The organism is Paenibacillus aestuarii, assembly GCF_027789125.1.
Lineage (GTDB): Bacteria > Bacillota > Bacilli > Paenibacillales > NBRC-103111 > Paenibacillus_E > Paenibacillus_E aestuarii.
This window is the reverse complement of record NZ_JAQFVF010000033.1, coordinates 96494-116942: the sequence shown is the minus strand read 5'-3', so window position 1 is coordinate 116942 and position 20449 is coordinate 96494. Positions and strand designations below refer to the sequence as shown.

The 20449-nt window shown below is 52.6% G+C and carries 20 protein-coding genes; 7 read left to right on the top strand and 13 right to left on the bottom strand.

Annotation, left to right across the window (positions count from 1 at the left end; genetic code table 11):
• Window positions 1-327: 327 nt before the first annotated feature.
• The 4 genes from O9139_RS15670 to O9139_RS15655 are packed head-to-tail and all read left to right on the top strand — an operon-like array spanning window position 328 to window position 3707.
• The gene (locus tag O9139_RS15670) at window positions 328-1305 is read left to right on the top strand and encodes an HD domain-containing protein (protein WP_270880405.1); all 978 of its coding nucleotides are present in this window, start codon (window positions 328-330) and stop codon (window positions 1303-1305) included.
• 32 nt (window positions 1306-1337) lie between these two features.
• The gene (locus O9139_RS15665; protein WP_270880404.1) at window positions 1338-1919 is read left to right on the top strand and encodes a thymidine kinase; all 582 of its coding nucleotides are present in this window, start codon (window positions 1338-1340) and stop codon (window positions 1917-1919) included.
• A 37-nt stretch (window positions 1920-1956) separates the two neighbouring features.
• Window positions 1957-3135 carry an MGDG synthase family glycosyltransferase gene (locus O9139_RS15660; protein WP_270880403.1) on the top strand — a complete coding sequence of 393 codons (1179 nt, stop codon included), beginning with the start codon at window positions 1957-1959 and terminating at the stop codon, window positions 3133-3135.
• Between the two features lie 26 nt (window positions 3136-3161).
• On the top strand, window positions 3162-3707 hold the full coding sequence (locus O9139_RS15655; protein WP_270880402.1) for a hypothetical protein: 546 nt from the start codon (window positions 3162-3164) through the stop codon (window positions 3705-3707).
• A gap of 68 nt (window positions 3708-3775) precedes the next feature.
• On the opposite strand, the gene O9139_RS15650 is transcribed toward O9139_RS15655, so the two are convergent.
• The 6 genes from O9139_RS15650 to O9139_RS15625 all read right to left on the bottom strand — a co-directional run bounded on the left by O9139_RS15650 (window position 3776) and on the right by O9139_RS15625 (window position 10451).
• Window positions 3776-4780 carry a C40 family peptidase gene (locus O9139_RS15650; RefSeq protein ID WP_270880401.1) on the bottom strand — a complete coding sequence of 335 codons (1005 nt, stop codon included), beginning with the start codon at window positions 4778-4780 and terminating at the stop codon, window positions 3776-3778.
• 149 nt (window positions 4781-4929) lie between these two features.
• Window positions 4930-6138: a YCF48-related protein gene (locus O9139_RS15645; protein WP_270880400.1), complete on the bottom strand. Its 1209-nt coding sequence runs from the start codon at window positions 6136-6138 to the stop codon at window positions 4930-4932.
• A gap of 75 nt (window positions 6139-6213) precedes the next feature.
• Entirely contained in the window at window positions 6214-6423 is a 210-nt protein-coding gene (locus O9139_RS15640; RefSeq protein ID WP_270880399.1) for a CLC_0170 family protein, read from the bottom strand.
• A 39-nt stretch (window positions 6424-6462) separates the two neighbouring features.
• Entirely contained in the window at window positions 6463-7698 is a 1236-nt protein-coding gene (locus O9139_RS15635; RefSeq protein WP_270880398.1) for a Ger(x)C family spore germination protein, read from the bottom strand.
• Window positions 7688-8788 (bottom strand): GerAB/ArcD/ProY family transporter, encoded by a 1101-nt coding sequence (locus O9139_RS15630; RefSeq protein WP_270880397.1) that lies wholly within the window; start codon window positions 8786-8788, stop codon window positions 7688-7690. Before O9139_RS15630 ends, O9139_RS15635 begins: the two co-directional genes overlap by 11 nt.
• Window positions 8736-10451: a spore germination protein gene (locus O9139_RS15625; protein ID WP_377523393.1), complete on the bottom strand. Its 1716-nt coding sequence runs from the start codon at window positions 10449-10451 to the stop codon at window positions 8736-8738. The genes O9139_RS15630 and O9139_RS15625 overlap by 53 nt, the downstream gene beginning before the upstream one ends.
• Window positions 10452-10675: 224 nt before the next feature.
• Here O9139_RS15625 and O9139_RS15620 point away from each other — a divergent pair, with 224 nt between their 5' ends.
• Entirely contained in the window at window positions 10676-11677 is a 1002-nt protein-coding gene (locus tag O9139_RS15620; protein ID WP_270880396.1) for a M23 family metallopeptidase, read from the top strand.
• Window positions 11677-12126, top strand: a complete 450-nt coding sequence (locus O9139_RS15615) for a bactofilin family protein (RefSeq protein ID WP_270880395.1) — start codon at window positions 11677-11679, stop codon at window positions 12124-12126. The genes O9139_RS15620 and O9139_RS15615 overlap by 1 nt, the downstream gene beginning before the upstream one ends.
• Before the next feature lie 302 nt (window positions 12127-12428).
• Here O9139_RS15615 and O9139_RS15610 read toward each other — a convergent pair whose 3' ends face one another.
• From O9139_RS15610 to O9139_RS15595, 4 genes are all read right to left on the bottom strand, one after another.
• Window positions 12429-13676 (bottom strand): DUF445 domain-containing protein, encoded by a 1248-nt coding sequence (locus tag O9139_RS15610; protein ID WP_270880394.1) that lies wholly within the window; start codon window positions 13674-13676, stop codon window positions 12429-12431.
• Window positions 13677-13886: 210 nt separating this feature from the next.
• Window positions 13887-14567 (bottom strand): HD domain-containing protein, encoded by a 681-nt coding sequence (locus O9139_RS15605; RefSeq protein WP_270880393.1) that lies wholly within the window; start codon window positions 14565-14567, stop codon window positions 13887-13889.
• Window positions 14564-15403, bottom strand: coding sequence for a TrmB family transcriptional regulator (locus O9139_RS15600; protein ID WP_270880392.1), 840 nt, complete (start codon window positions 15401-15403; stop codon window positions 14564-14566). The genes O9139_RS15605 and O9139_RS15600 overlap by 4 nt, the downstream gene beginning before the upstream one ends.
• A 91-nt stretch (window positions 15404-15494) precedes the next feature.
• Window positions 15495-16373: a phosphotransferase gene (locus O9139_RS15595; protein ID WP_270880391.1), complete on the bottom strand. Its 879-nt coding sequence runs from the start codon at window positions 16371-16373 to the stop codon at window positions 15495-15497.
• 141 nt (window positions 16374-16514) lie between these two features.
• On the opposite strand from O9139_RS15595, the gene O9139_RS15590 reads away from it, so the two are divergent.
• Window positions 16515-17264 carry a hypothetical protein gene (locus O9139_RS15590; protein WP_270880390.1) on the top strand — a complete coding sequence of 250 codons (750 nt, stop codon included), beginning with the start codon at window positions 16515-16517 and terminating at the stop codon, window positions 17262-17264.
• Between the two features lie 202 nt (window positions 17265-17466).
• Here the strand turns inward: O9139_RS15590 and O9139_RS15585 are convergent, their stop codons facing one another.
• From O9139_RS15585 to O9139_RS15575, 3 genes are all read right to left on the bottom strand, one after another.
• Window positions 17467-18150, bottom strand: coding sequence for an MgtC/SapB family protein (locus O9139_RS15585; protein ID WP_408638365.1), 684 nt, complete (start codon window positions 18148-18150; stop codon window positions 17467-17469).
• Between the two features lie 124 nt (window positions 18151-18274).
• Entirely contained in the window at window positions 18275-18964 is a 690-nt protein-coding gene (locus O9139_RS15580) for a response regulator transcription factor (protein ID WP_270880388.1), read from the bottom strand.
• A complete protein-coding gene (locus O9139_RS15575; protein ID WP_270880387.1) occupies window positions 18961-20448 on the bottom strand; it encodes a sensor histidine kinase in 1488 nt (495 codons plus the stop codon). Before O9139_RS15575 ends, O9139_RS15580 begins: the two co-directional genes overlap by 4 nt.
• Window position 20449: the final 1 nt, after the last annotated feature.

The window sequence follows — 20449 nt, the reverse complement described above, 5'->3', positions numbered from 1 at the left end:
GTGGGCACTCGGCGGCCACGCACCGGGCGGCGAGTCGACCTGCAAAGCGGATTTCTCGCTTTGCTCGCCCGGCTCCAGCGGACCCCGAGGGGGCAAGCACGACCTGTAGCGCGAGCGGCAGCAGGCACTCGGCGGGCGACGGCGCGCTAAAGCGGTTTTTCCGCTTTGCAGCCGCTCGCTCCTCGTGCAGCAACTCCCGATTGGCATGTTTTGGGTGGCTTTTTCATAGGCTCATGATAGCAAACTCTTTACGTTTCATGCTATGATAGCTTATGCCGTTGCCATGAAACCTGCAGCCAGAAACCACACCTTAGGAGGAGCTCTGTTTTGAGTATACAGCATACATGTTCTACCGGAGCGGTATGGGAACCGCTATACAGATGGCATACAGCTGCCCATCCGGTTGAAGTCGAGCTTCTCCGGTCGCAGCCGGTTCGCCGTCTAACGTATTTGCATCACTATGGCGCATCGGCCTTGTTCTCGCCGATGACACATTCCCGGTTCGAGCATACGGCAGGTGTATGGTCACTGACGGCACATTTTTTTCCTGATGACATCCTGCTTCGCATCGCGGCGATTCTCCATGACATCGGTCATTTGCCTTTTTCACATGCCGTCGAGCGGACGCTCGGTTACAACCACCATGCCTCCACGGAAAAGTTGATCACGACCGGGGTTATTACCGAGATTTTGCACAAGTACAACATTTCGCCTGCAGAGGTGACAACCCTTTTACAAGAAGACACACCATTAACGAACAAAACCGTGCTCATGGGACTCGACCATTTGGACAGCTTCCTGAGGGATACATACCACGCCGGGCGCTATGCGATGCACCCTTCCGAACTGGTGCGAAGCCTCCGCTTTAACGGCTGCTTCCTGGAAACCGATGAACCTATCGCCTTGGCTCTGATCGATGCGGTGGTTGAGGATCATAAGATGATGCTGCAGCCCGAATTTCTAGCGATGGATGCACTGCTCGCCAAAGCGGTCAAGCATCATACCGATGCCCATCCCGGCAGCGCCGAGCGCATTCCGTCCTTGCTAGACCATGAGCTCATTCAGGAGCTTCAGAACAGCAGCAGCGAGACGGCTCGAGCCTTGATCCACCTGCTGATGTATGAGCCGCACCGCATTCAGATTACAGACGAGCCAGTATCGGGGAGCATTCAAGTCCAAATCGGCAAACTGTACAAAAAACAGCCGCTAATTGGAAAGAAGCCTGCGGCTGAAGCCAGTTTCGAGGCAGCCGTCAAATTGGCAGAGCTCGATGCGTTAGCCGCTACTTACTTTTTTCATATATAAACCATTCAATCATCCAGAGAGGACTGTCTCGTTTGGCAAAACTATACTTTCGCTATGGCACGATGAACAGCGGTAAATCCATTGAAGTCTTGCGCGTAGCGCATAATTATGAAGAGCAAGGCAAAAAAGTGCTGCTTTTGACCTCCGTGGTAGACGACCGTTTTGGCGTGGGCAAAGTGACTTCCCGGATCGGGATGCAAAAAAATGCCATCGCCGTTGACGATGCGATGAATATGGTTGAAATGGCCCGCACCGAGAAGCCAAACTGCATTCTGGTCGATGAAGCGCAATTTCTGAACACAGCTCAAGTCACGCAGCTGATTGAGATCGTCGATGAATTGAACATTCCTGTCATCGCTTACGGCCTTAGAGCCGATTTCATGGGAGAATTATTTGAAGGCAGCACTGCGCTGCTGGCCGCAGCCGACACGATTGAAGAAATCAAGACCGTCTGCTGGTACTGTGACAAAAAAGCCATTATGAATATGCGCTGCAAAGATGGAGAACCTGTATTCCACGGGGAACAGATTCAAATGGGCGGCAATGAGAGCTATGTACCTGTCTGCCGCAAATGCTATGCTTCGAAGAAAAAAGCATCCCTCACCGCTAAGTGAAAAAGACTATTTGGTTCTATAAAGAAAGGTGAGTTCCTTGCGAAAAAAACGGATTTTGCTCTTATCCGAGGGCTTCGGAAAAGGTCATACGCAAGCTGCTCACGCATTGTCGGTAGAGCTCAGACAATCATCCTCTGAGATTATCACACGCGTGATCGAGCTGGGCGCATTTCTGCATCCCACGATTGCCCCTTGGATCTTTTCGGCATACCGCCGCACGGTGACTTCACAGCCCAAACTTTACGGTATGCTATACCGCAATCATTATCATAAAAAGCTGAACCGCGTTGCCGGTCTGGCGCTGCATCGCCTCTTCTATTCGCAGACGAAGGCGGTCATTGAGCAGCTCAAACCGGATGTCATCGTGTGCACGCACCCTTTTCCCAGCATTATCGTCTCCCGCTTGAAGCGCGCGGGCTTGTCGATCCCGCTGTTCACGGTCATTACCGACTATGATGTGCACGGCACGTGGATCGATCCCTCGGTCGACAAGTATTTGGTCTCGACACCGGAGGTGCGCCAGCATCTGACGGACCGGGGCGTACCGGAAGCGCGTGTGGAAGTCACCGGCATTCCGGTGCACCCTAATTTCCGGCAGGAGCACAGCAAAGAACAGATCCGCAGGGAGTTCGGTCTTAAGGCAATGCCCACCGTGATGGTCATGGGCGGCGGCTGGGGGGTGTTCAAGAAGGAGGAGAAAGATCAGCTCCTTGCTTACATCGCCAACTGGAGCGAGCGCATCCAGCTCCTGATCTGTCTAGGCACGAACGAAAAGGCGCGCAGACAACTGCTGGAGGAAGAAGCGTTCCGCCATCCCAACGTGCATCTGATCGGGTTTACCCGCGAGATTGATAAACTGATGGACATCGCGGATCTTTTGATCACCAAGCCCGGCGGCATGACGTGCACCGAGGCCATGGCCAAAGGGATTCCGATGCTGTTCTACAGCCCGATTCCCGGTCAGGAAGAAAAGAACTGCGAGTACTTTCAGGAGCAGGGTTACGGCCAAATGATCACCTCCCCGGAAATGATCGACCACTGGTTCAAGCTGTTGATTGAACAGCGCCCTGAGCTCACGAAGCGCCGGTCGGATATCCGCAGCCACCAGAAATACCGCACGGTAAGCTGTTCCGCTGCCATTATTCAATACTTAATGCAGCTGGACAAACGCACATATATCAAGTCATCAACAACAACACCGCTCATACAATGGTAGTAACCATTTATGAGGCGGTGTTTTTTATGGAGCCATTGCAAAAGTTCGGCAAACAGTTCATTTTTGCGTATTTGCTCCTATGGTTTATCGGCAGTTTGTGGATGATGGCGATTCTGGGCAGCGGCTGGGGGACCGACAAGCTGCTGGGCATCGACATCAATCAATTCCGCAGCTACGCCTCGTTCGGCTTCGCAGGCGCGCTAGGTGGCGCGCTGTACGGTCTGCGCATGTTTCATGAGCATTACCATGATCTGACATCACAGTGGATTTATTGGTACGTTATGCGGCCTGTGCTTTGTTTTGGCTGTGCGATCATCACGATCGTCTTGTTTGAAAGCGGCATTCTGCTGCTGCAGGTCGGTGATTCGATGGCGGCGCGCATCAGTGTCGCTTTTCTCACCGGCTACGGGTACGGGAAGTTTATGGAGAAAATCCGCGCGCTGACGGATACGTTCTTCAACGGCAGTAACGCGAGCGGTAATGGAAACGGCGGCAATGGCGGTGGTAACGGGAGTAGCGGTGGAGGAACGAACTCGGGTACGGGTACCGACGCCAGCAAGCCGCCAAAGTGACAATAATAGAACAAAGCTCCCGCTCTGCCGTCAAGCAGAAGAGGGAGCTTCTTTGCATTGGATATAAACTAAAGTACTCGTTTAGCTTCAATAAAACGATCTTTCCAAGGACCCTTCAGCTCCGAGACCGTCACGCCGATGCCTGGGCGGAACGTATGCAGGATGAGCCCGTCACCTATGTAGACCGCTACATGACCGATTCGCTCGATGCCTTTATTGTTTTTTCTTTTGGGCGTTGTGAAAAAGACGAGATCCCCTTCACGCAGCTGGTTGATCGCCACCTCGGAGCCCCGTTGGCTCTGCTGGCGCGAATCGCGGGGCAGTGTAACCTCTTGACCGGCAAAAATATATTTTAAAAAGGAAGAGCAGTCAAATGAATCGGTATCCCCAGCCTTGGCGCCGAATACGTAAGGCGTGCCGAGATAATCCAACCCCTTGGCGATGAGCAAGTCCGCCTTCTTCTTCCAATCGGGCAAAGCCTGGTCGGCTTGATCGGCCTCTAGGATGGCATCGTATTGCTTGACCACATTCTCGATTTCGGAGTCCGAGAGGGTCACTTTCTTCTCATCAGGCACAGGATCGTCTACACCTTTGGAGCCCGCTGACGGTTCAGACGCTGGCTGCGGCGTCACCTCCGGTTTAGGCGTACTGCCGGACGAGGCTGGCTTCGGTGTCGGGTCAGGCTCCTGGCTTGGCCGAACCGCCGGTTGTACGTTTGGCTGCACGGTCGGTTGAACCGTTGGTTGTGCGCTTGGCTGCGCAGAATCCTCTTGCGCCGGTGAAGTTGTCGGCGTTGGCGACCCGGATGAGACCGTCTGACCGTTCACAGCTGACGAATGCGCAGCAGCACCCGAAGGTTTCACAGTCGGCTTTGGCTTCGGCGTTGAAGCTCGGGGAGATTCCGCAGGCGCAATGGATGGTTCAGGGCTTGCGGAAACTTGTGTCTGTTCGGGGGAAGCCGAACCCGAGATGGCAGCCGAAAGCTCCATATTTCCGGGATTTTTCACGGCAAAGCCAATCATGACCAACACGGCGACGGTAAAGGTGACAAAAGCGTATTTCCTGGCGAACATGAATGTCCTCCTCTAGATGGCATAGGGTATACCTATACCATTCTTTGTCACCCCTGGGGATTTAGGGGGTAGCTGACTTGGAATTTAATGCTATTAACTAATAAAGCCTTACTGTCGCAGCAGCAGCCGCGTCCAGTAAGGCTTTGTAATCATTTCGGTGCGCTGAATGTGTGCACCTTTTTCCAGTTGGCACCACCGTCACTGGTGGTGTACATCACCGATGGCTGCGAATTGTCATTCGTAATCAGCCATCCTTGATTGCCATCTGCCATAGCCAGCAGCATGGTGCCATAACCAGTGAACGACTCTTTGCCGTTCACCCACGTTTTGCCGCCATCCTTCGTGGAACCGACGGAGTTCGATTTATCGCAGCTTGGGCATTGGCCGCCCATGAAGGCGATCTGCGGGCTGACGACGTCAAGCGGCCCTGGCTTGGCGCCCGTGTTTTTGGCGCCTTTGGTGTCATTCTCCGCATAGCCAGGCGCCGGTCCCCCGCCCGCCGTGCTGTTGTTCAGCACAGCCTGCCAAGTTTTCCCCCCGTCCGTCGTGTGGAACAGCGAGTAGGACGTTTGTGTCATGCCTGAATCGCCGATCAGCTCCACCCACGCATCGTTCGTACCCGCAGAGCGGATGACCGTGCCCGTCAGCGGGGCGACGGTTGTGCGCGACATGACGGTCTGCCAGCTTTTCCCGCCATCTTGGGTCCGCTGCACCTCGATCTTGTCCTTGACCTGCCGCACCGCCCAGCCATTCGCTTTATCATGGAAATAGGCATCGCCAGTGATGCCCTCCGGTACAGGCAGCGTCGTCCACGTCTTGCCGCCGTCCACTGTCTTCGCATTGCCGCTGTAAGCTTCCTGCTTCGCCACAAAGTGGAAGAACGCGCCGTTCGGCACTTTGCCCGCGTCCGTCCAATGCTTGCCGCCGTCGGTCGTGCTGAGCAGCTTCCGCTCATCGCCCACTTCCGCCCACGCTTCTTGGCCGTTCAGGGCAAAGAGCTGCTGCACATCGCCGGTTACCGTCATTTGCGGTTTCCAGGTGACGCCTCCATCGTCGGTTCTGGCGATCCAGCCCTTGCCGCCGAGCCAGCCGCTCTTGGCATCGGCGAGCCTGACGGCCGTAACGGTCTTCATGGACGCCCCAGCTGCAGGCTCACCGGACGTCCCCTGCGAAGGGCTGGCTGATGCTGTCGGCGCCGCTGACGCCTCTGGCGAAGGTGTGGGCTGCACGGAAGCAGCCGGGGTCGTCTGCGGCGAATCGGTCGGCGTCGCTGTACCGCTTGCGGTTCCTGACGATTGCTGGCAGCCGGAAAGCACAAACAGGGACAAAGCTATCGTTAACATTGATTTTTTCATCATGGTGATCTCACCAATCCTTTCTATACTCAATAGACGGAGCAGCACCAAAAAAGTTTGGGGGCATTTGACTATTTATTACCACATTTTTTGGTAGATCCAATTGCCGATAAATGCGATACAGCCAAGCACTATGTTCATCCACCCCAGCATGCTTGTCACTTTGGCTTCCTTCATTTCTTTCTTCAGTTGGTAGTACTTTAAATCAAATCGCAGCATAAGGGCACCCGTAATCCAAAGCAAAAGAACCATGAACTGAATGTATCCAATTGATAATCCTGAAGCCATCCCAGTTCCTCCATTCTTGCTGCTGACCACAGTTCATCCTCATACAGCTTTCATGCCGACACGCCGGATTTGCACTTTCACTTGAATATCCACTTTCAGATCAGGGTACATCTTCTCCCATTGTTCTTTCGTTTTAATTTGCTCATCCCAATACCGCCACTGCCTCGAACGGATATGCTCGCCAAAGCCGAAAATATCCGCCCCTTTCTCCTGCGTGCGGTGAATAAAGTCCTGATACATCTTGACCGCATCCTGTTCGAGCTGTCTCTCCATCAATTGAATGACATCATGGCTCAACTTCACCGATTCATTCGACTTTTCCCGGATATTGCCCTCGATCATGATTTTCACTCTCACGTGCGGCTTGCCGTCTTGTATATCGACCTTCGTCAGCGCTTTACGGCTCCTGCCGCTGTATTCCAAATATTCGGATTTGCCCGGAACCTGCACATAGGCCTGACCGCCTGATGGATTCATGCCCATAATGCCCATGAAGAGCGTAATGTCCATACCGTCCGTCGTTCCTGCTAATTTATCGCCACGAAAGTACGCGAGGCCTCTAATTTTAATATTGTTCTCACCGTCGAGCTCACAATAGGGCAAATATCCTTCCTTCCCTTTGGCCGAGGATGCGCTCCAGAACAAACCGAGAATATCATTAGGAAACCGCCCCATTTTGACCGATTGATCCATCGTCGTCATCAAATAAATCGAAGGGACCCGCTCCAGCTGCGGGGAGGCCTTCATAATGTCCATAGCTTCTCCTCTGGAAATAAACATCCAGCTCATGCGGCGAATCTCAGGGTTACGACGAAAAAAATCGTTCAAATTGACCAGCCCGTTCTTGGCTACGCGCTCCGAGACAACAATCACCCGCAAATGTCCAAAAAAGAGTGGGGGTGCAATCCGCTGCTGCAAACCGTTAATGGCATCATCAATCGTATGCCCGACACCGGAGACGACCCATACCGTCCTATTCCCCCCACTGCTGCTTTCACCGCCTCCCATCCCTGGGCCTAGCGGAATCCGCCCGGGGACCGCAACTTGCACGGTCAGCCGAATCATTTTTTTGCTGGGGATATGCAGTTGACCGGGCTTGTGGGAAAGCGGCAGTTCCTTTTTCTCTGCGTCCGGCTCTGCTTGATCAATGCCGATGCCGAGAATAACGGCACGTTCCTCAATCTCTTGACGGTCCCAGCAGCCTGAGAGAGACAAGCAGATGAGAAGGAGCGCCATGCCTTTGAAGACAACACGCAGCCAAACCCTACCCGCCATCCTGTGTCCCTCTCTTCTTCCGGATGTTCGCAACCAGTAGAAGCAACAGCGGATATACGATCGTGATCAGCAAGCCGAATTTGCCGACAATCTCAATCACCTGATACATCTGCAAAATGCTTTGCGGCGTCATCGCCATGGCGAACAAAAACGGTACGACAAATAAAGAGAGCATCCGGTGGTCATGCAATCCGAATAATTTGCTTGCTAAATGAATGGTCAGGTAATAACTGGAGAAAATGGTCGTGAAAACAGCTGTTACCCAAATCGCCAGGAAGGCGGCATCGAGCCGCTCCAAAATATTTCCCGGCAATGTTGTCGTTTTAGCCAATTCCAAGGTGGGCCATAACAATTGCTTGGTTTCCTCGGGACCAAACACGCCGACTGCGGCAATGACAATCGTGATGTACAAGAAGCCGACGATAAACATGCCCCAGAAACAAGCCTTCATCGCTTTCTGCGGGTTGCGCATTGCGGGAATGACAATGGTTTGAATAAATGATCCTTGCAGCAATGCGGCGATGACAAGGACGCCATTCAGCATATCTCGCGGCTCATTTCCCCAGACGGGCAGCAGGAAGTCGGCACTCGCATTTTTCAGGGATAAAGCCACAATCAGAAATGCTGGCCCTAGGATGATTGGCAGGTAGAGATGATTAATATAGGTGAAGGTCGTCATGTCATTGCGTGCCGCCAATGTCGCCAGCAGCAGCATAAGAATCACCGTCACCTCGAGCGGAGTCTTCTTCAAGACAGAGGTAATGACGACTTCACCGAATTCTCTGGATGCCAGCGAGGACAATATTGCGAAGAACAGGACTACGATGGCGCTGCCGAGTCTCCCCGGCCATTTGCCTAATATGACCTCGCTATATTGGGTAAAAGCCTGACGCGGAAATCGCATGCCCAGTTTTGTGACGACCCATAACCCTGCCGAAGATAGCAGCACCGCGAGCAGCGTGATCAACGGCGCACCTGTATTTGCGGAGCGAACCGCGAACAGCGGAAGCGGAAGCACGCCTACGCCGATCACCGTACTAATGAGAATTGCTGCCGCTTGAATCGTTGTCACTTGTTTTGGATATTCCATCTGGCTGCTCCCATCTCGTATTGCCCACTTTCAACGGGTCTAACGTATTGTGCGGAGTTTGTTTAAGTGTGTTGACGACGCTCTCGTTGACACGCTCCCGATTCGGCGTATGAAACATCGCAGGACGCCTTCTCATCCACCACAGAGGACCGCGGATTACCGTATCCTTCATCCCTTCATAATTGCCCGGCACGACCGGACTCATATAAGGAACGCCGAACGATTTCAGGGAAAGCACATGATTGATGATTAGAATCAAGCCCACCATTACGCCGAACAGGCCGAACATCCCCGCGAAAAATACAAGGGGAAAGCGCAGCAACCGAAGAGCCAGCGCAGCGTTATAGGCCGGCGTTGCGAAGGAGCCGATCGTCGTCAGCGCGATTACCACTACGGTGATCGGGCTAACGAAGCCTGCGGCAACCGCCGCCTGGCCGATCACGAGCACCCCGACAATAGAGAGCGCTCCGCCGACCTGCTGCGGCAGCCGCAGCGTCGCCTCACGCAGCACTTCCATCGACATCTCCATAAGCAGCACCTCCACCACCGAGGGGAACGGGACACCCGCTCGCCCCCCCGCCACCGCCACGGCAAATTTGGTCGGAATGAGCTCGGGATTGAACGAGATGACCGCCACATACAGCGATGGTGTGACCAAGGAGAAGACAAGTGCTAGCAAGCGTGCCAGACGAATGAAGCTGACCATCAGGAAGCGTTCCGAATAGTCCTCCGTCGTCTGATAGAACTGGGTGAATACCGAAGGAGCAATCAACGCAAACGGCGAACCGTCGACGAGAATAATGACTCTGCCCTCCATGAGGTTGGCCACCGCTTTGTCCGGCCGTTCTGTATTTTGAATCTGCGGGAATGGCGATAAATGGTTATCCTCAATAAATTGCTCCAGGTAACCGACATCCAGAACCCCGTCTATGTCAATTGAGGAGATACGGCTTTCCACTTCTTGAACGAGCGCGTCATTGGCTATCCCTTTCAGGTAACAAATGGCCACACGCGACTTGGTCAATCGGCCTACCTGCTTGGTCCTGACCGTAAAATCGCTCGTCGGCAGCCGGTAACGTAGCAGTGAAACATTCGTCCCTAACTGTTCGATGAACCCTTCGCGGGGACCGCGAATGACTTGTTCGGTCTGCGGTTGATTAATGGCCCGTTTATCAATCTTGGCTGCGCCGACGATAATCGCTTCATCCAGGCCATCCACCACAATGACCGGCTGCCCGCGCAAAATAACGTCAACAATCGCGGCCAGTTTATTCTCCATTTTGCTCATGCTGTGATACAGCGTCTCGTGCAAAAGCACATGCTTAAGCTGCTGCATCTCAATCGTGCCAGCCACATAATGCTGCGGAGCTATCATCAGCGGCTTCAAAATATCGTTATTGGTTACCTCTTGGTCGATCATGTTGATGAAGTAGATAAGAACCGCCTTAAACTGGCCAAAAATAACAAACTCGCGGGTAATGAGGTCGTCACTGTCGCCAAGCACAGTCTGAATAAAACGAAGGGTATCATCCAAGCTTCCGGTCAGTAGATCCTCGCTATGCTGATCCATATAGCGGTCAGGGATGATCGGCTGCGGACGCTTTTCCTTCATTGGCTGGCTTGATGGTGTCGGCCGATATTTCATCCATTGCCAAAAAGACATGCGGAAGCCACCTCACGATTACAGGGTGTACGTTCGGTTAGTATGTCCCTCATCGTTGTTATCCATGTATAATTTCCCATATCAAGTATGGTAGCGGGATTTTTGGAGTGAATTTCCCCTTCTTCCGTGCGAATCTGTCCAAATAAAGTTGGCATGACTCGCCCTATTGACGAATACAATCGAATCAAGGAGGGGGACTTTGTTACGGAAAGGAAGGGGAACGGTTGAAGTTCATCTGGGGGAAGAAGGAATTCACCTTAATGATCATTCCTGGAGCTAACCGCCAAACCGTAAGAATTAAGCTTCCACACAGCAGTCTCTATGTAGTGCCTAGCGTTATCATCCTTGTATTGACTGGATTTTGCGTCACCATTTACCTCATGAACACTACCTTTCATCAGACGACTAGCACGATGCAGCAGTCATTTGATGGACAAGAGCGTCAACTGGTTGATCAAATTACACTTAAAAATAACGAACTTGAACAGCTTCAAAACAATTTGATTGACCTGTCACAGCAAGCTGATGAATTCAAGGTGAAGCTCGAAGAAATCAAAAAGCTGGAACATGTCATTCAACTGATGAGCGAAACAGATGGGACAAGCAAAAAGTCAGGCGCATTGCCGAGCGGGATGGCTTCCCGCCCGAATCCCGATGTCGGCGGCGCCGAGGTGCCAGTCACTTCGCAAGAGGTGACGACGCTCGTCTCCAGCACCAAGCAAGATCTGACTTCGTTAGTCGGCGAGATTAACACGGTGCTCGTCAACCTTAACGCGTCTGAAGTGAAGCTGAAAGAGGCCGAGCAGCTCCGCACCATCACACCGACACTATGGCCTACCGTCACGCACAGCATCACATCCGGGTTCGGCCTGCGCAAAGATCCCTTCACGCTGAAGCCCTCGATGCACGCCGGCATTGATCTTGATGGTGAGCTGAACGATGCCGTCTACGTGACAGCCGCAGGCAAGGTTATTGAAGCCGGTTACGATGACGAGCATGGGAATCACATTATCGTCGATCATACGCGCGGGCTGCAAACCGAGTACATGCATTTGAATAAAATGCTGGTAAAACGTGGAGAATCAGTTACGAAAGGGCAACAGATCGGCCTCATGGGAACGACAGGACGAAGCACAGGTACCCACCTGCATTACGAGGTTCACAAGAATGGCGTTCAGATCGACCCCTCCCCTTATCTCATTAATGATAGAAAGGATGACCACTAATGCTCGGCAGCAGCAAAACAAAGCCTATTAATACCAAAACAACCGATACGCTGATCGGCGAGAGCACGATCTGCGAAGGTAAAGTCATGTCCGAAGCCAGCCTGCGGATTGAAGGCCAACTCAACGGCGACGTCGAATGCGCAGGAGACATCACCATCGGCGAGAATGCGATTGTGCAGTCCAACATTCACGCTCGCGATGTGATCATTGCCGGTAAAGTCAAAGGCAATGTCGTCACCAAAGGCAAGCTGATCGTCACCAGCACAGGTGTTCTGATCGGCAACATTGACGTGCGCTCCTTCATCATCCAGGAAGGCGGCATCTTCCAGGGCAGCAGCACCATGAGCCTGTCGTCGTCCAGCGAGCGAAGCGGCGGCGGCAAGGTCATTGACGCCAAAGCCCACAAGCAGCAAAAGAGTGAGCAGCAAGCTGCTTCTGGCGGGAATTAGCGGTCTGCAGCGCGAATTAAAGAAGAACAGCCACGATAGGCCGGAGACGGTTTGTCGTGGTTTTTACTTCAGAGGAGGAAGATTTTATGAAGGAATGGGTTGGAAAGTGTCAGAATTGCCGGAAGGATATTTACTGCAATGACGGATTTATTGAGGCGCTCGTTCAAGATGACCACTCTCTCTTGTGTTTCGAATGCGCGGAATCAGACAATGACAAGCACCTTCGTACACTCGCAGCCTCACCAAACCAAACAAGCCCGTCTTCATCCGCTCAGGGATGAACCGGGCTTATCCGACGGTTATTAGAAAAGCAGCTTCAAGCCAGTCAGCGCCAGACCGATAATAAACCCGCAAATCGCCCCGTTCACACGGATCCACTGCAAGTCTTTGCCGACTTTATCTTCCATCATTTCAATCAGCTTCTCATTCTCCAGTTTATCCAAATTTTCTTGTACAAGCTGTCCGATTTTGCTGTGATTTTGCTCCAAATAGTTGACGATCTGCTGCTGGATCCAGCTTTCCCCGCGAGCCATTCTCTCTTCGTCTTCACGAACTGACATCAGCAGCTTGCGCAGAATGGGAACCACATAGCCCCGGACAAATTCCGGCTGCTCCACAAAAGCCACGGCTTTCGCCTTCACCCTCTCCATCAGAGCCCCTAGCTTCTCTTCGAGGGAGAACAGATCAGGAAGCTTCATTTTCAGCTTATCCAGCTCTTGCAATAGTTGCGGGTTCGTATCCAGCTTGTTCAGCTCTTTACGAATAAAACTCAGTACCGCTTCTCTGCGCGGATGATGGCTGGACCTCATTTCCTCCAGGTAAGACAAAAGGAAGTTCTGGATAATGCCGCCGATCTTCTCCTCGCTCACCATCCCGATGAACGCATTCACCGCGAACGCCATAAAGCCGTTGGACTGCAGCCCTTCAAAAGCTTTCAGCGCCATGGCGCCAAGCTGATCGCGGGTCTCACTTTTCAGCGCCCATGCCTCCACTTTTTCGAGCACAAAATCAAATGTCTTACCCTCGTATCCGCCGTCCAGCACCGTACTTACAAGTGTTTGAACGAACCGGCTCGTGTCTACATCCTGCAGAGCTTTATTCAGCTCCTCGGCCACTAGCGGCGTAAGCTTCTCCATGTCAATAGCTTGCAGCGCCTGCAAAGCTAAGTCAGCCAGTCCCCTGTGCAGCGCCCCGTTGTCCAGATGGCTTTCCGCCAACCCGAGACCGCGCTCCAAAAACCGGATTTGCTGCAGGCGCGCGCGGATCGTTTCCTTGGATAGCAGCTCATTTTCGACGGTGGAGACGAGCGCTTTCGTAATCTTGGCTCGATTTCTGGGCAGAAGCGCCGTGTGCGGAATCGGGATGCCTAGCGGGTGGCGAAACAACGCGCTAACCGCAAACCAGTCGGCCAAGCCGCCGACGACGCCTGCTTCAAAGCCGCCTTGCAAAAAGGCGCCCCAAGTCGTAGCCGCCACTGGAAGCGTGGCCAAGAATCCGGCACCCATTACGCCCAGCGATAATGTTGCGATATATTTTGCTTCTTTTTTCATCTTCATTAACATCTCTTTCTACGTGGGAAGTTGAGTCGTTGCTCTCTTCATTGTAGTTTATCACATAATTCGACTCAAGGGCGTTGGAAGATGTGGGTGGTGGTAGGCGAGGTGAGGGGTGCTGGGGTGGTAGCGGGCCAAGAGGGAGGGCCGGTCGGATGAGCAACCTGCTGCTGCATAAAAAAAGAGCCTCGAAAGGCTCCGTTTCACCTATTTTTCGCCTTCCCATTCCGCATAGAATTGTGTGAGATACTGTTCCATGAAGTTGTGGCGCTCCTCCGCCATTTTGCGCGCGTAGGCGGTATTCATCAGCTCCTTCAATTTCAGGAGCTTCTCATAAAAATGATTGATCGCCGTGTCGTTGCCGCTGCGATACTCCGCCTCCGTCATATGCTCGCGCACCGTGACGCTGGGATCATGGATCGGGCGGCCTTTCCAGCCCGAATAGGCGAATACGCGCGAGATGCCTACCGCGCCTATCGCATCCAGCCGGTCGGCATCCTGCACGACCTGGCCTTCCAGCGTGCGCATCGGCGGACGCGCGCCGCCCTTGAACGACATCGTGCTGATAATCTCCAGCACGTGCTGCACTTGCGCCGCCGGCGTGCCGCTCGCGGCGAGCCAATGCTCAAGCTCCCGCTGCGCAGCTGCGGGATCCGGGTTCAGCTTCTCGTCGGCGACGTCGTGAAGCAGAGCCGCGAGCTCGCAGACGAAGCTGTCGGCGCCCTCCATAGCGGCGATCCGCTTCGTCGTCTGCACGACGCGATAAATATGCCACCAATCGTGGCCGCTGCTGTCGCGCTCGAGCTTCTCCTTCACAAGTGCCTCCGCCGCTTGTAGAATACGCTTTTGCCCCTGACCTTGATCCATCTCCTGCCCGATCTCCTTCATTTCTTCTTTCTCCTCTTCCCTTCAACCAGCTTGCCATTCCCCTCTGCCGGCTTGCCGTCGATATATTTCTGTATGATTTTTTTGTAATTTTTCCCATATTTGTCTTCAAGCTTCGCGCCCATATCCCGATGCAGCTCTGAAAGCACAACCGCATGCTGAAAATGTTCCTGCAACAGCTCGACCATCGCTGGATGCTCCGTCAGCATCACTTTGGCAGACTCGCAGCCGAGTGTACCGACAATGGCCAGCTTGCGGTCGATCAACAGCGTGAACTTGCGGCCGCTCTGAGGCTGCTCCGTCCTCTCACGCAAATGCTGGAACTGGCGAATGGAAGGCTCTACATCCGCTTCATCGGCTGTAGCAAGCAGGATCCGCACCCCTTCCCCAGCTGCGGACTCCAAATCCGCTTTGAGCAGATCGACTTCGTTCCGTGCAAGATCGCCGAGCACTTCTTCCCTCGCGTTTTTCAGCTCATCACGCAGACGGTCAGTCACTTTGGCATCGCCGTCCAAGCTGAAATATCCTGTGCGATGCGCATCCTGCTTCGGCATATGAGCCTTCACATAGCGGATGGAGGCTTGCAAGTCGGTCTCGATTTTGCGGCTGATATCCTCGATCGATAAGCTCTGGTAATGCGTCGGCTCTCCATGGCTGGTCAGGACAACTCCTTTTTCCGCCAGCTTCTGCAGCGCTGCATAGACATTCGAGCGCGAGACGCCAAGCCGCTTGGCGATTTCATAGCCCGTGTGTGTGCCGGACTCCGCGAGCATATGCAAACATTTGGCCTCCAGCTCCGTGAATCCTAGTATTCTCAAATGCTGCAAAATTTCCCCCATGTGAACGCCCCGCTTTCCTTCATCCGGTTAACTTTCAACATGGTTAATTGTACCATGATCTATGCATGTTGTGTGCTTGCGGAGGCACGTTTTATAGAGTCTGTTCCTTGAGCTGCTCCTTCCAATAGCGCCAAGCCTGCAAATAACCCGCTAAATCATGCGGATGATGTCTGAGGCAAATGCCGATCCGGCAATAGAGCTGCACCATGACCTCTTGGGTCAGGCTCCATACATCCGTAGCTTCATTTTTAAGTAAAACATATCCAGCCCGCAGTGTCTCTATGTTCAAATCGTCCGGCGACGAGCAAAACGCGTATAAAAAGTCATACGAAACAGGTCCCGCTATAGGAGAAGGATCAATGATCGCCTGGAGTTCACCCTTATCAAAAACGAAGTTGTGTACGCCTGTATCGCCGTGCAGCAAGTACCGCTTCATGCCGCTATCGTCCGACCACAGCCGGTGGACCAAAGACCTTACAAGCTCATAATCCGCTTCAGTCAAAAGGCTGCCTACATTCATTTTGGCCTCACGGATACTCTGCTCATTAAATTGAAGCCACGAAGGATGAGGAATGTCGATCCGCCCCCATGAGCTCCCTTCTTCAACAGCCGTGTAATGATTCAGCATGCCCGTGACCAATCGAGTCAGCCAGTTGATTTTGGCCCCCCTATTATAGTGTGTGGTACCGGGAATAAAGGTATAGACCATATATGTCTTATCTGGATCCGTGTATAGAAGATCAGGCAGCAGTGAGACCTCCCTGTAGCGGTGCAGGAACTGCTCGGCCAGCGCAATTTCCTGGGGGTGATCCAGCTTGAGCACATGTCGTTTTACATTATTTTCGGATAAAATATAGATTCGTCCATCCGTTGTGCCGTTCGTGTTGGGAACCGCCTCACAATCGGCCCCTAATATGCCTAGCCCCCGGAGCTCCAGCAATAAGTCTTGGACATTTGTATTTAGTATCATGTTGTTTCTCTCCCTCCTCACCGTCTCTATCCTTCAACATAAAACGCTCTCCTTGCCAGAACAAGGGAAACTTTGAGTTTATTTAAAATGAACCTAAGTAATGATAAAATAGGCTGTATGAAAAGAAAGGCGGAGAAGCGAATGGTACATGCTTTTATTATCGAGCCCACAACCTATAACGCCTTCGAGAGCGAGGCCGAACAGATCGACAAATGCAAGGAATGGGGCCTCTTGTCCGAAAAGGCTGTGAAAACAAAAACGTTTTTCTACAAGCGAAACGGGGCTGCGCACGTCTGTAGTTTGGTCGGTTATGTCGATAAGATGACCGCGGTCATTGAATTCGAGAACAAGCAGAAGCATAGCATCCACCCTTCTTATCTCAAGGAGATGCAAGCTGCGAATTATGGTCAAAAGCAGACCATAGCCTCGGACGAGCCTGATGAAGCTGAAGCCGATACCGCTGCAGCGGCGGTTGAACGATCACAGGAGGCTGCGCCTGCTGTTGCTAGCAAAGCCGATGAGCCTAAAGCGGAAGAAACCAAAGTGGAAGCCGCACCGAAAAAGAAGGCCGCAAAAGAAAAAGCGCCGAAGGTCGAGCTGCCTGAGGAGAAAGTAAAAATGACCGCTACGGTCCAGGAGTTTACGACGGTACCGAATCATTTTTCCGATGCGGATGATGAAGTGATTATTTATGAGGCGGTGTCCATTGAAGACCCTGCCATCGAGCTCGGCACAGCATGGTCAAGCCACAGCGCTACGCTGAAAAAGCTGGAGCTGGCGATCGGCGACGTCTTGACGTTCGAAGGCAAAATCGTGGCCAAGAAGCTGACCAAGCATCCGGTGCCTTACAAGATCAACAATCCGGCAAAGCTGCAAAAGGTGAATTCGTAGCATCAGTTGGCGGAACAAAGAGAGGAGCTAAGCGCTTAAAATGGGCTTAGCTCCTTTTGTTATTGCACATGTGCTGTCAGTACCCTTCCAAGGACGAGAAGCGAATGTGCCGCGAATATGGAAAAAAATTCGCTGCAGCGCTGGCAACGTGAGCAAACGAAAAGACCGCCAACCTCAAACGAGGTCAGCGGTCTTGCTTATTTTACAGCGTTTCCACTTCAGCAGTTTCCACATATTCCATACTCTTCAGCTCATCGTAAACCTCCGATGCATATTTCCGGTCGATATATACGATGAAATTCAGCTCCTGATGCTCCGAGTTCAGCTCCTTGATGTGAACGCTGCTTATTCTGTACCCTTTTTTAATGATCGTTTTAATAATTAGCGTTAAGTTGGCTTCATGGGAAAGGATCAATCGAACACGCAGATCTTTCATGATGAGCGGTCTAGGTCCGACCTTTTTGATAAAGTAAGGCAGCACAATGACACTGACCATGATGAGGACGAGTCCGAAGAAGGCTTCTACAAAAAATCCGGCGCCAATGGCAATCCCGAGGCCCGCCGCTCCCCAGATCATAGCGGCCGTCGTCAGCCCGATAATGACATCATTGTGCTTGCGCAAAATAACACCCGCGCCGAGAAAACCGATTCCGCTGACGACTTGCGCCGCAAGCCGCATCGGGTCCATGACATGCAAGCCAGGCACCGCGTATTTGTTGGCGGACTCAATGGAGACAATGGTCAGCAAACAGCTGCTTAGGCAAATGACCAGGGATGTTTTCAAACCGAGCGGTTTGTTGCGCACTTCACGTTCCAGACCGATAATGAGCCCAAATATGGCGGAAATCCCAAGTTTGAGCAATAAATGTACATCAATGCTAAGCATCATGTGCGCTTCCCCCTAACAATTGTAAATTAGTATTTACAATATCTTAACAATACAAGGGTTGTAAATAAGCATTTATACATAAAAAAGCCCTCAACGACCTATGCTCGTCTCAGGCTTCACTTTAAATCCGGAACCTATACCCCGCTCCCCAGATTGTTTCGATATATTGGGGATTGGACGGGTCCTGTTCAATTTTCTCCCGCAGTTTGCGGATATGTACGGTGACGGTTGCAATTTCCCCCAAGGCGTCCATGCCCCACAGATGATCAAACAGCTGTTCCTTGCTGAAGACGCGGTTCGGGTTCACCGCTAGGAATGCCAGCAGGTCGAACTCCTTGGTCGTAAAGACGACCTCCTGTTCATTCACGAACACCCGGCGGGCCGTCTTATCGATCAGGAGACCTCGGATACGGATCTCATCGTTACGGGTCTCACGCTTGCCCATCAACCGTTCGTAACGGGCCAGATGCGCCTTAACGCGCGCCACCAGCTCCCCCGGGCTGAACGGCTTGATGATGTAATCATCGGCGCCGAGGCCGAGCCCGCGGATTTTGTCGATGTCTTCTTTTTTGGCGGAGACCATCAGAATGGGAATGTCTTTCTCGCCGCGGATGCGGCGGCAAATTTCAAACCCGTCCACTTTGGGCAGCATCAAGTCAAGTATGATCAAGTCATAGTCGTTGTTCATCGCGCGCTGCAGGCCGGTATCACCGCTGTTCTCGATATCAACCTCATACCCGCTTATTTCCAAATAATCCCTTTCCAACTCCGCGATGCTGAGCTCATCTTCAATGATTAAAATTCGGCTCATTCCCCTTGTCCCCCCTGCTCCTGCTTCGTAAGCGGCAATGCCATGAACACGATTGTGCCTTCGCCCAGCCGGCTGGAAGCCCAGATGGCGCCGCCATGCTCCTCCATGATCTGTTTGGCGATAGCCAGCCCTAGCCCGCTCCCTCCCGTCGAGGTGTTCCGGGACGGGTCTGCGCGGTAAAACCGATCAAATATATAAGGCAGTGCCTCCTCCGAGATGCCCTGACCGTTATCTTCGATTTGAATGACGGCGCTGCCGTCGATGTCCTGCACTTGCAAGCGGATGAAACAGTCCGCCATACTTCTGTATTTCACGGCGTTCTCAATGACGTTCAGGAACACACGCTTCAGCTTCTCCCTGTCGGCCGTAATCAGCAGCGGCGCTTCCGGCAAATCGCTCAGCACCAGACGAACACCTTTTTTCTCCATATCGAACTGCAATTCCTGCACACAATCCTGCACATAGCCGCGAATATCCACCGTTTCGAACTGAAACGGCACTTTGCCCAAGTCCAGCTTAGAGAACAAAAACAGCTCATCGATAAGCCGGTCCATATCGACCGCTTTATGGTAAATCGTGCGCACATACCGGTCCAGCTTATCCGGCGAATTCGTCACCCCATCCATGATCCCCTCGACATAACCTTTAATCGCCGTAACCGGCGTCTTCAGGTCGTGAGAGATGTTGGAGATCAGCTCTTTGCGGTTTTCCTCGTACTGCAGCTGCATCTCGACGGACCGCTTTAATTGGCGCCTCATCTCTTCAAACGCTTTGCTCAACTCCCCGATCTCATCACACGAAGCGGTCTTCACCTGAAAATCAAGATTGCCGTCCTTAATTTGTTCGGCAGCCTGCTTCAGTGCTTTAAGCGGCCGGATAATACTCCGCGAGACCAGATAAGTCAGCACGCCGTTCGTCAGCACAAGAATGGTAATAAACGCAAAAATGACCGATTTGGAAAACCGGTGCAAATATTTCTGAAACGTCGTGCCGTCCAGAAAGATGAATACCGATCCTTTGCTTTTATCGCCAAAAAGGAAGTCCTGCTGGCGCGTGATCCAAAGCGAGCTCTGGTTGTGATCAAAATGGCTGGAAGACGAGCCTCCGCCAAAGGTGGGCAGCTTCGCCGCATCAACCTCTTGGCCCTGCTTCAAGTAGGGGGACACAAACAACAGGGCATTCTCCTTTCGGACGATCAAGCCCATGTTGATTTTATGCAGCCGCTCATTCAACTCGTTCAAGAACGGCTCGCTCATGAATTGATCCGGCTCCACATCAGATTCGGCCTTGATATACGCATTGATCTCCGCTTCCTGATCGATCACACGCTTGATCGGGTTGCCATGGGTGTAATCCACCTGGAACAATGATTTCATGCTGCCGAGCGTGGCGATGCTAATCAAGATTACGGCTAGCCCTGACAGCACAAGAGGTACAAGAAGCATGGCTATATAGGAAAGCACCAGCCGCAAGCGAATCGACATC

Excerpts from the sequence above, each read along its gene's own strand:
- O9139_RS15645 (WP_270880400.1), bottom strand. The coding sequence starts at position 6,138 with ATGATGAAAAAATCAATGTTAACGATAGCTTTGTCCCTGTTTGTGCTT.
- O9139_RS15630 (WP_270880397.1), bottom strand. The coding sequence starts at position 8,788 with ATGGAATATCCAAAACAAGTGACAACGATTCAAGCGGCAGCAATTCTC.
- O9139_RS15585 (WP_408638365.1), bottom strand. The coding sequence starts at position 18,150 with ATGCTTAGCATTGATGTACATTTATTGCTCAAACTTGGGATTTCCGCC.
- O9139_RS15655 (WP_270880402.1), top strand. The coding sequence starts at position 3,162 with ATGGAGCCATTGCAAAAGTTCGGCAAACAGTTCATTTTTGCGTATTTG.
- O9139_RS15625 (WP_377523393.1), bottom strand. The coding sequence starts at position 10,451 with ATGTCTTTTTGGCAATGGATGAAATATCGGCCGACACCATCAAGCCAG.
- O9139_RS15615 (WP_270880395.1), top strand. The coding sequence starts at position 11,677 with ATGCTCGGCAGCAGCAAAACAAAGCCTATTAATACCAAAACAACCGAT.
- O9139_RS15610 (WP_270880394.1), bottom strand. The coding sequence starts at position 13,676 with ATGAAAAAAGAAGCAAAATATATCGCAACATTATCGCTGGGCGTAATG.
- O9139_RS15605 (WP_270880393.1), bottom strand. The coding sequence starts at position 14,567 with ATGAAGGAGATCGGGCAGGAGATGGATCAAGGTCAGGGGCAAAAGCGT.
- O9139_RS15635 (WP_270880398.1), bottom strand. The coding sequence starts at position 7,698 with ATGGCGGGTAGGGTTTGGCTGCGTGTTGTCTTCAAAGGCATGGCGCTC.
- O9139_RS15575 (WP_270880387.1), bottom strand. The coding sequence starts at position 20,448 with ATGTCGATTCGCTTGCGGCTGGTGCTTTCCTATATAGCCATGCTTCTT.
- O9139_RS15650 (WP_270880401.1), bottom strand. The coding sequence starts at position 4,780 with ATGTTCGCCAGGAAATACGCTTTTGTCACCTTTACCGTCGCCGTGTTG.
- O9139_RS15580 (WP_270880388.1), bottom strand. The coding sequence starts at position 18,964 with ATGAGCCGAATTTTAATCATTGAAGATGAGCTCAGCATCGCGGAGTTG.
- O9139_RS15640 (WP_270880399.1), bottom strand. The coding sequence starts at position 6,423 with ATGGCTTCAGGATTATCAATTGGATACATTCAGTTCATGGTTCTTTTG.
- O9139_RS15595 (WP_270880391.1), bottom strand. The coding sequence starts at position 16,373 with ATGATACTAAATACAAATGTCCAAGACTTATTGCTGGAGCTCCGGGGG.
- O9139_RS15600 (WP_270880392.1), bottom strand. The coding sequence starts at position 15,403 with ATGGGGGAAATTTTGCAGCATTTGAGAATACTAGGATTCACGGAGCTG.
- O9139_RS15590 (WP_270880390.1), top strand. The coding sequence starts at position 16,515 with ATGGTACATGCTTTTATTATCGAGCCCACAACCTATAACGCCTTCGAG.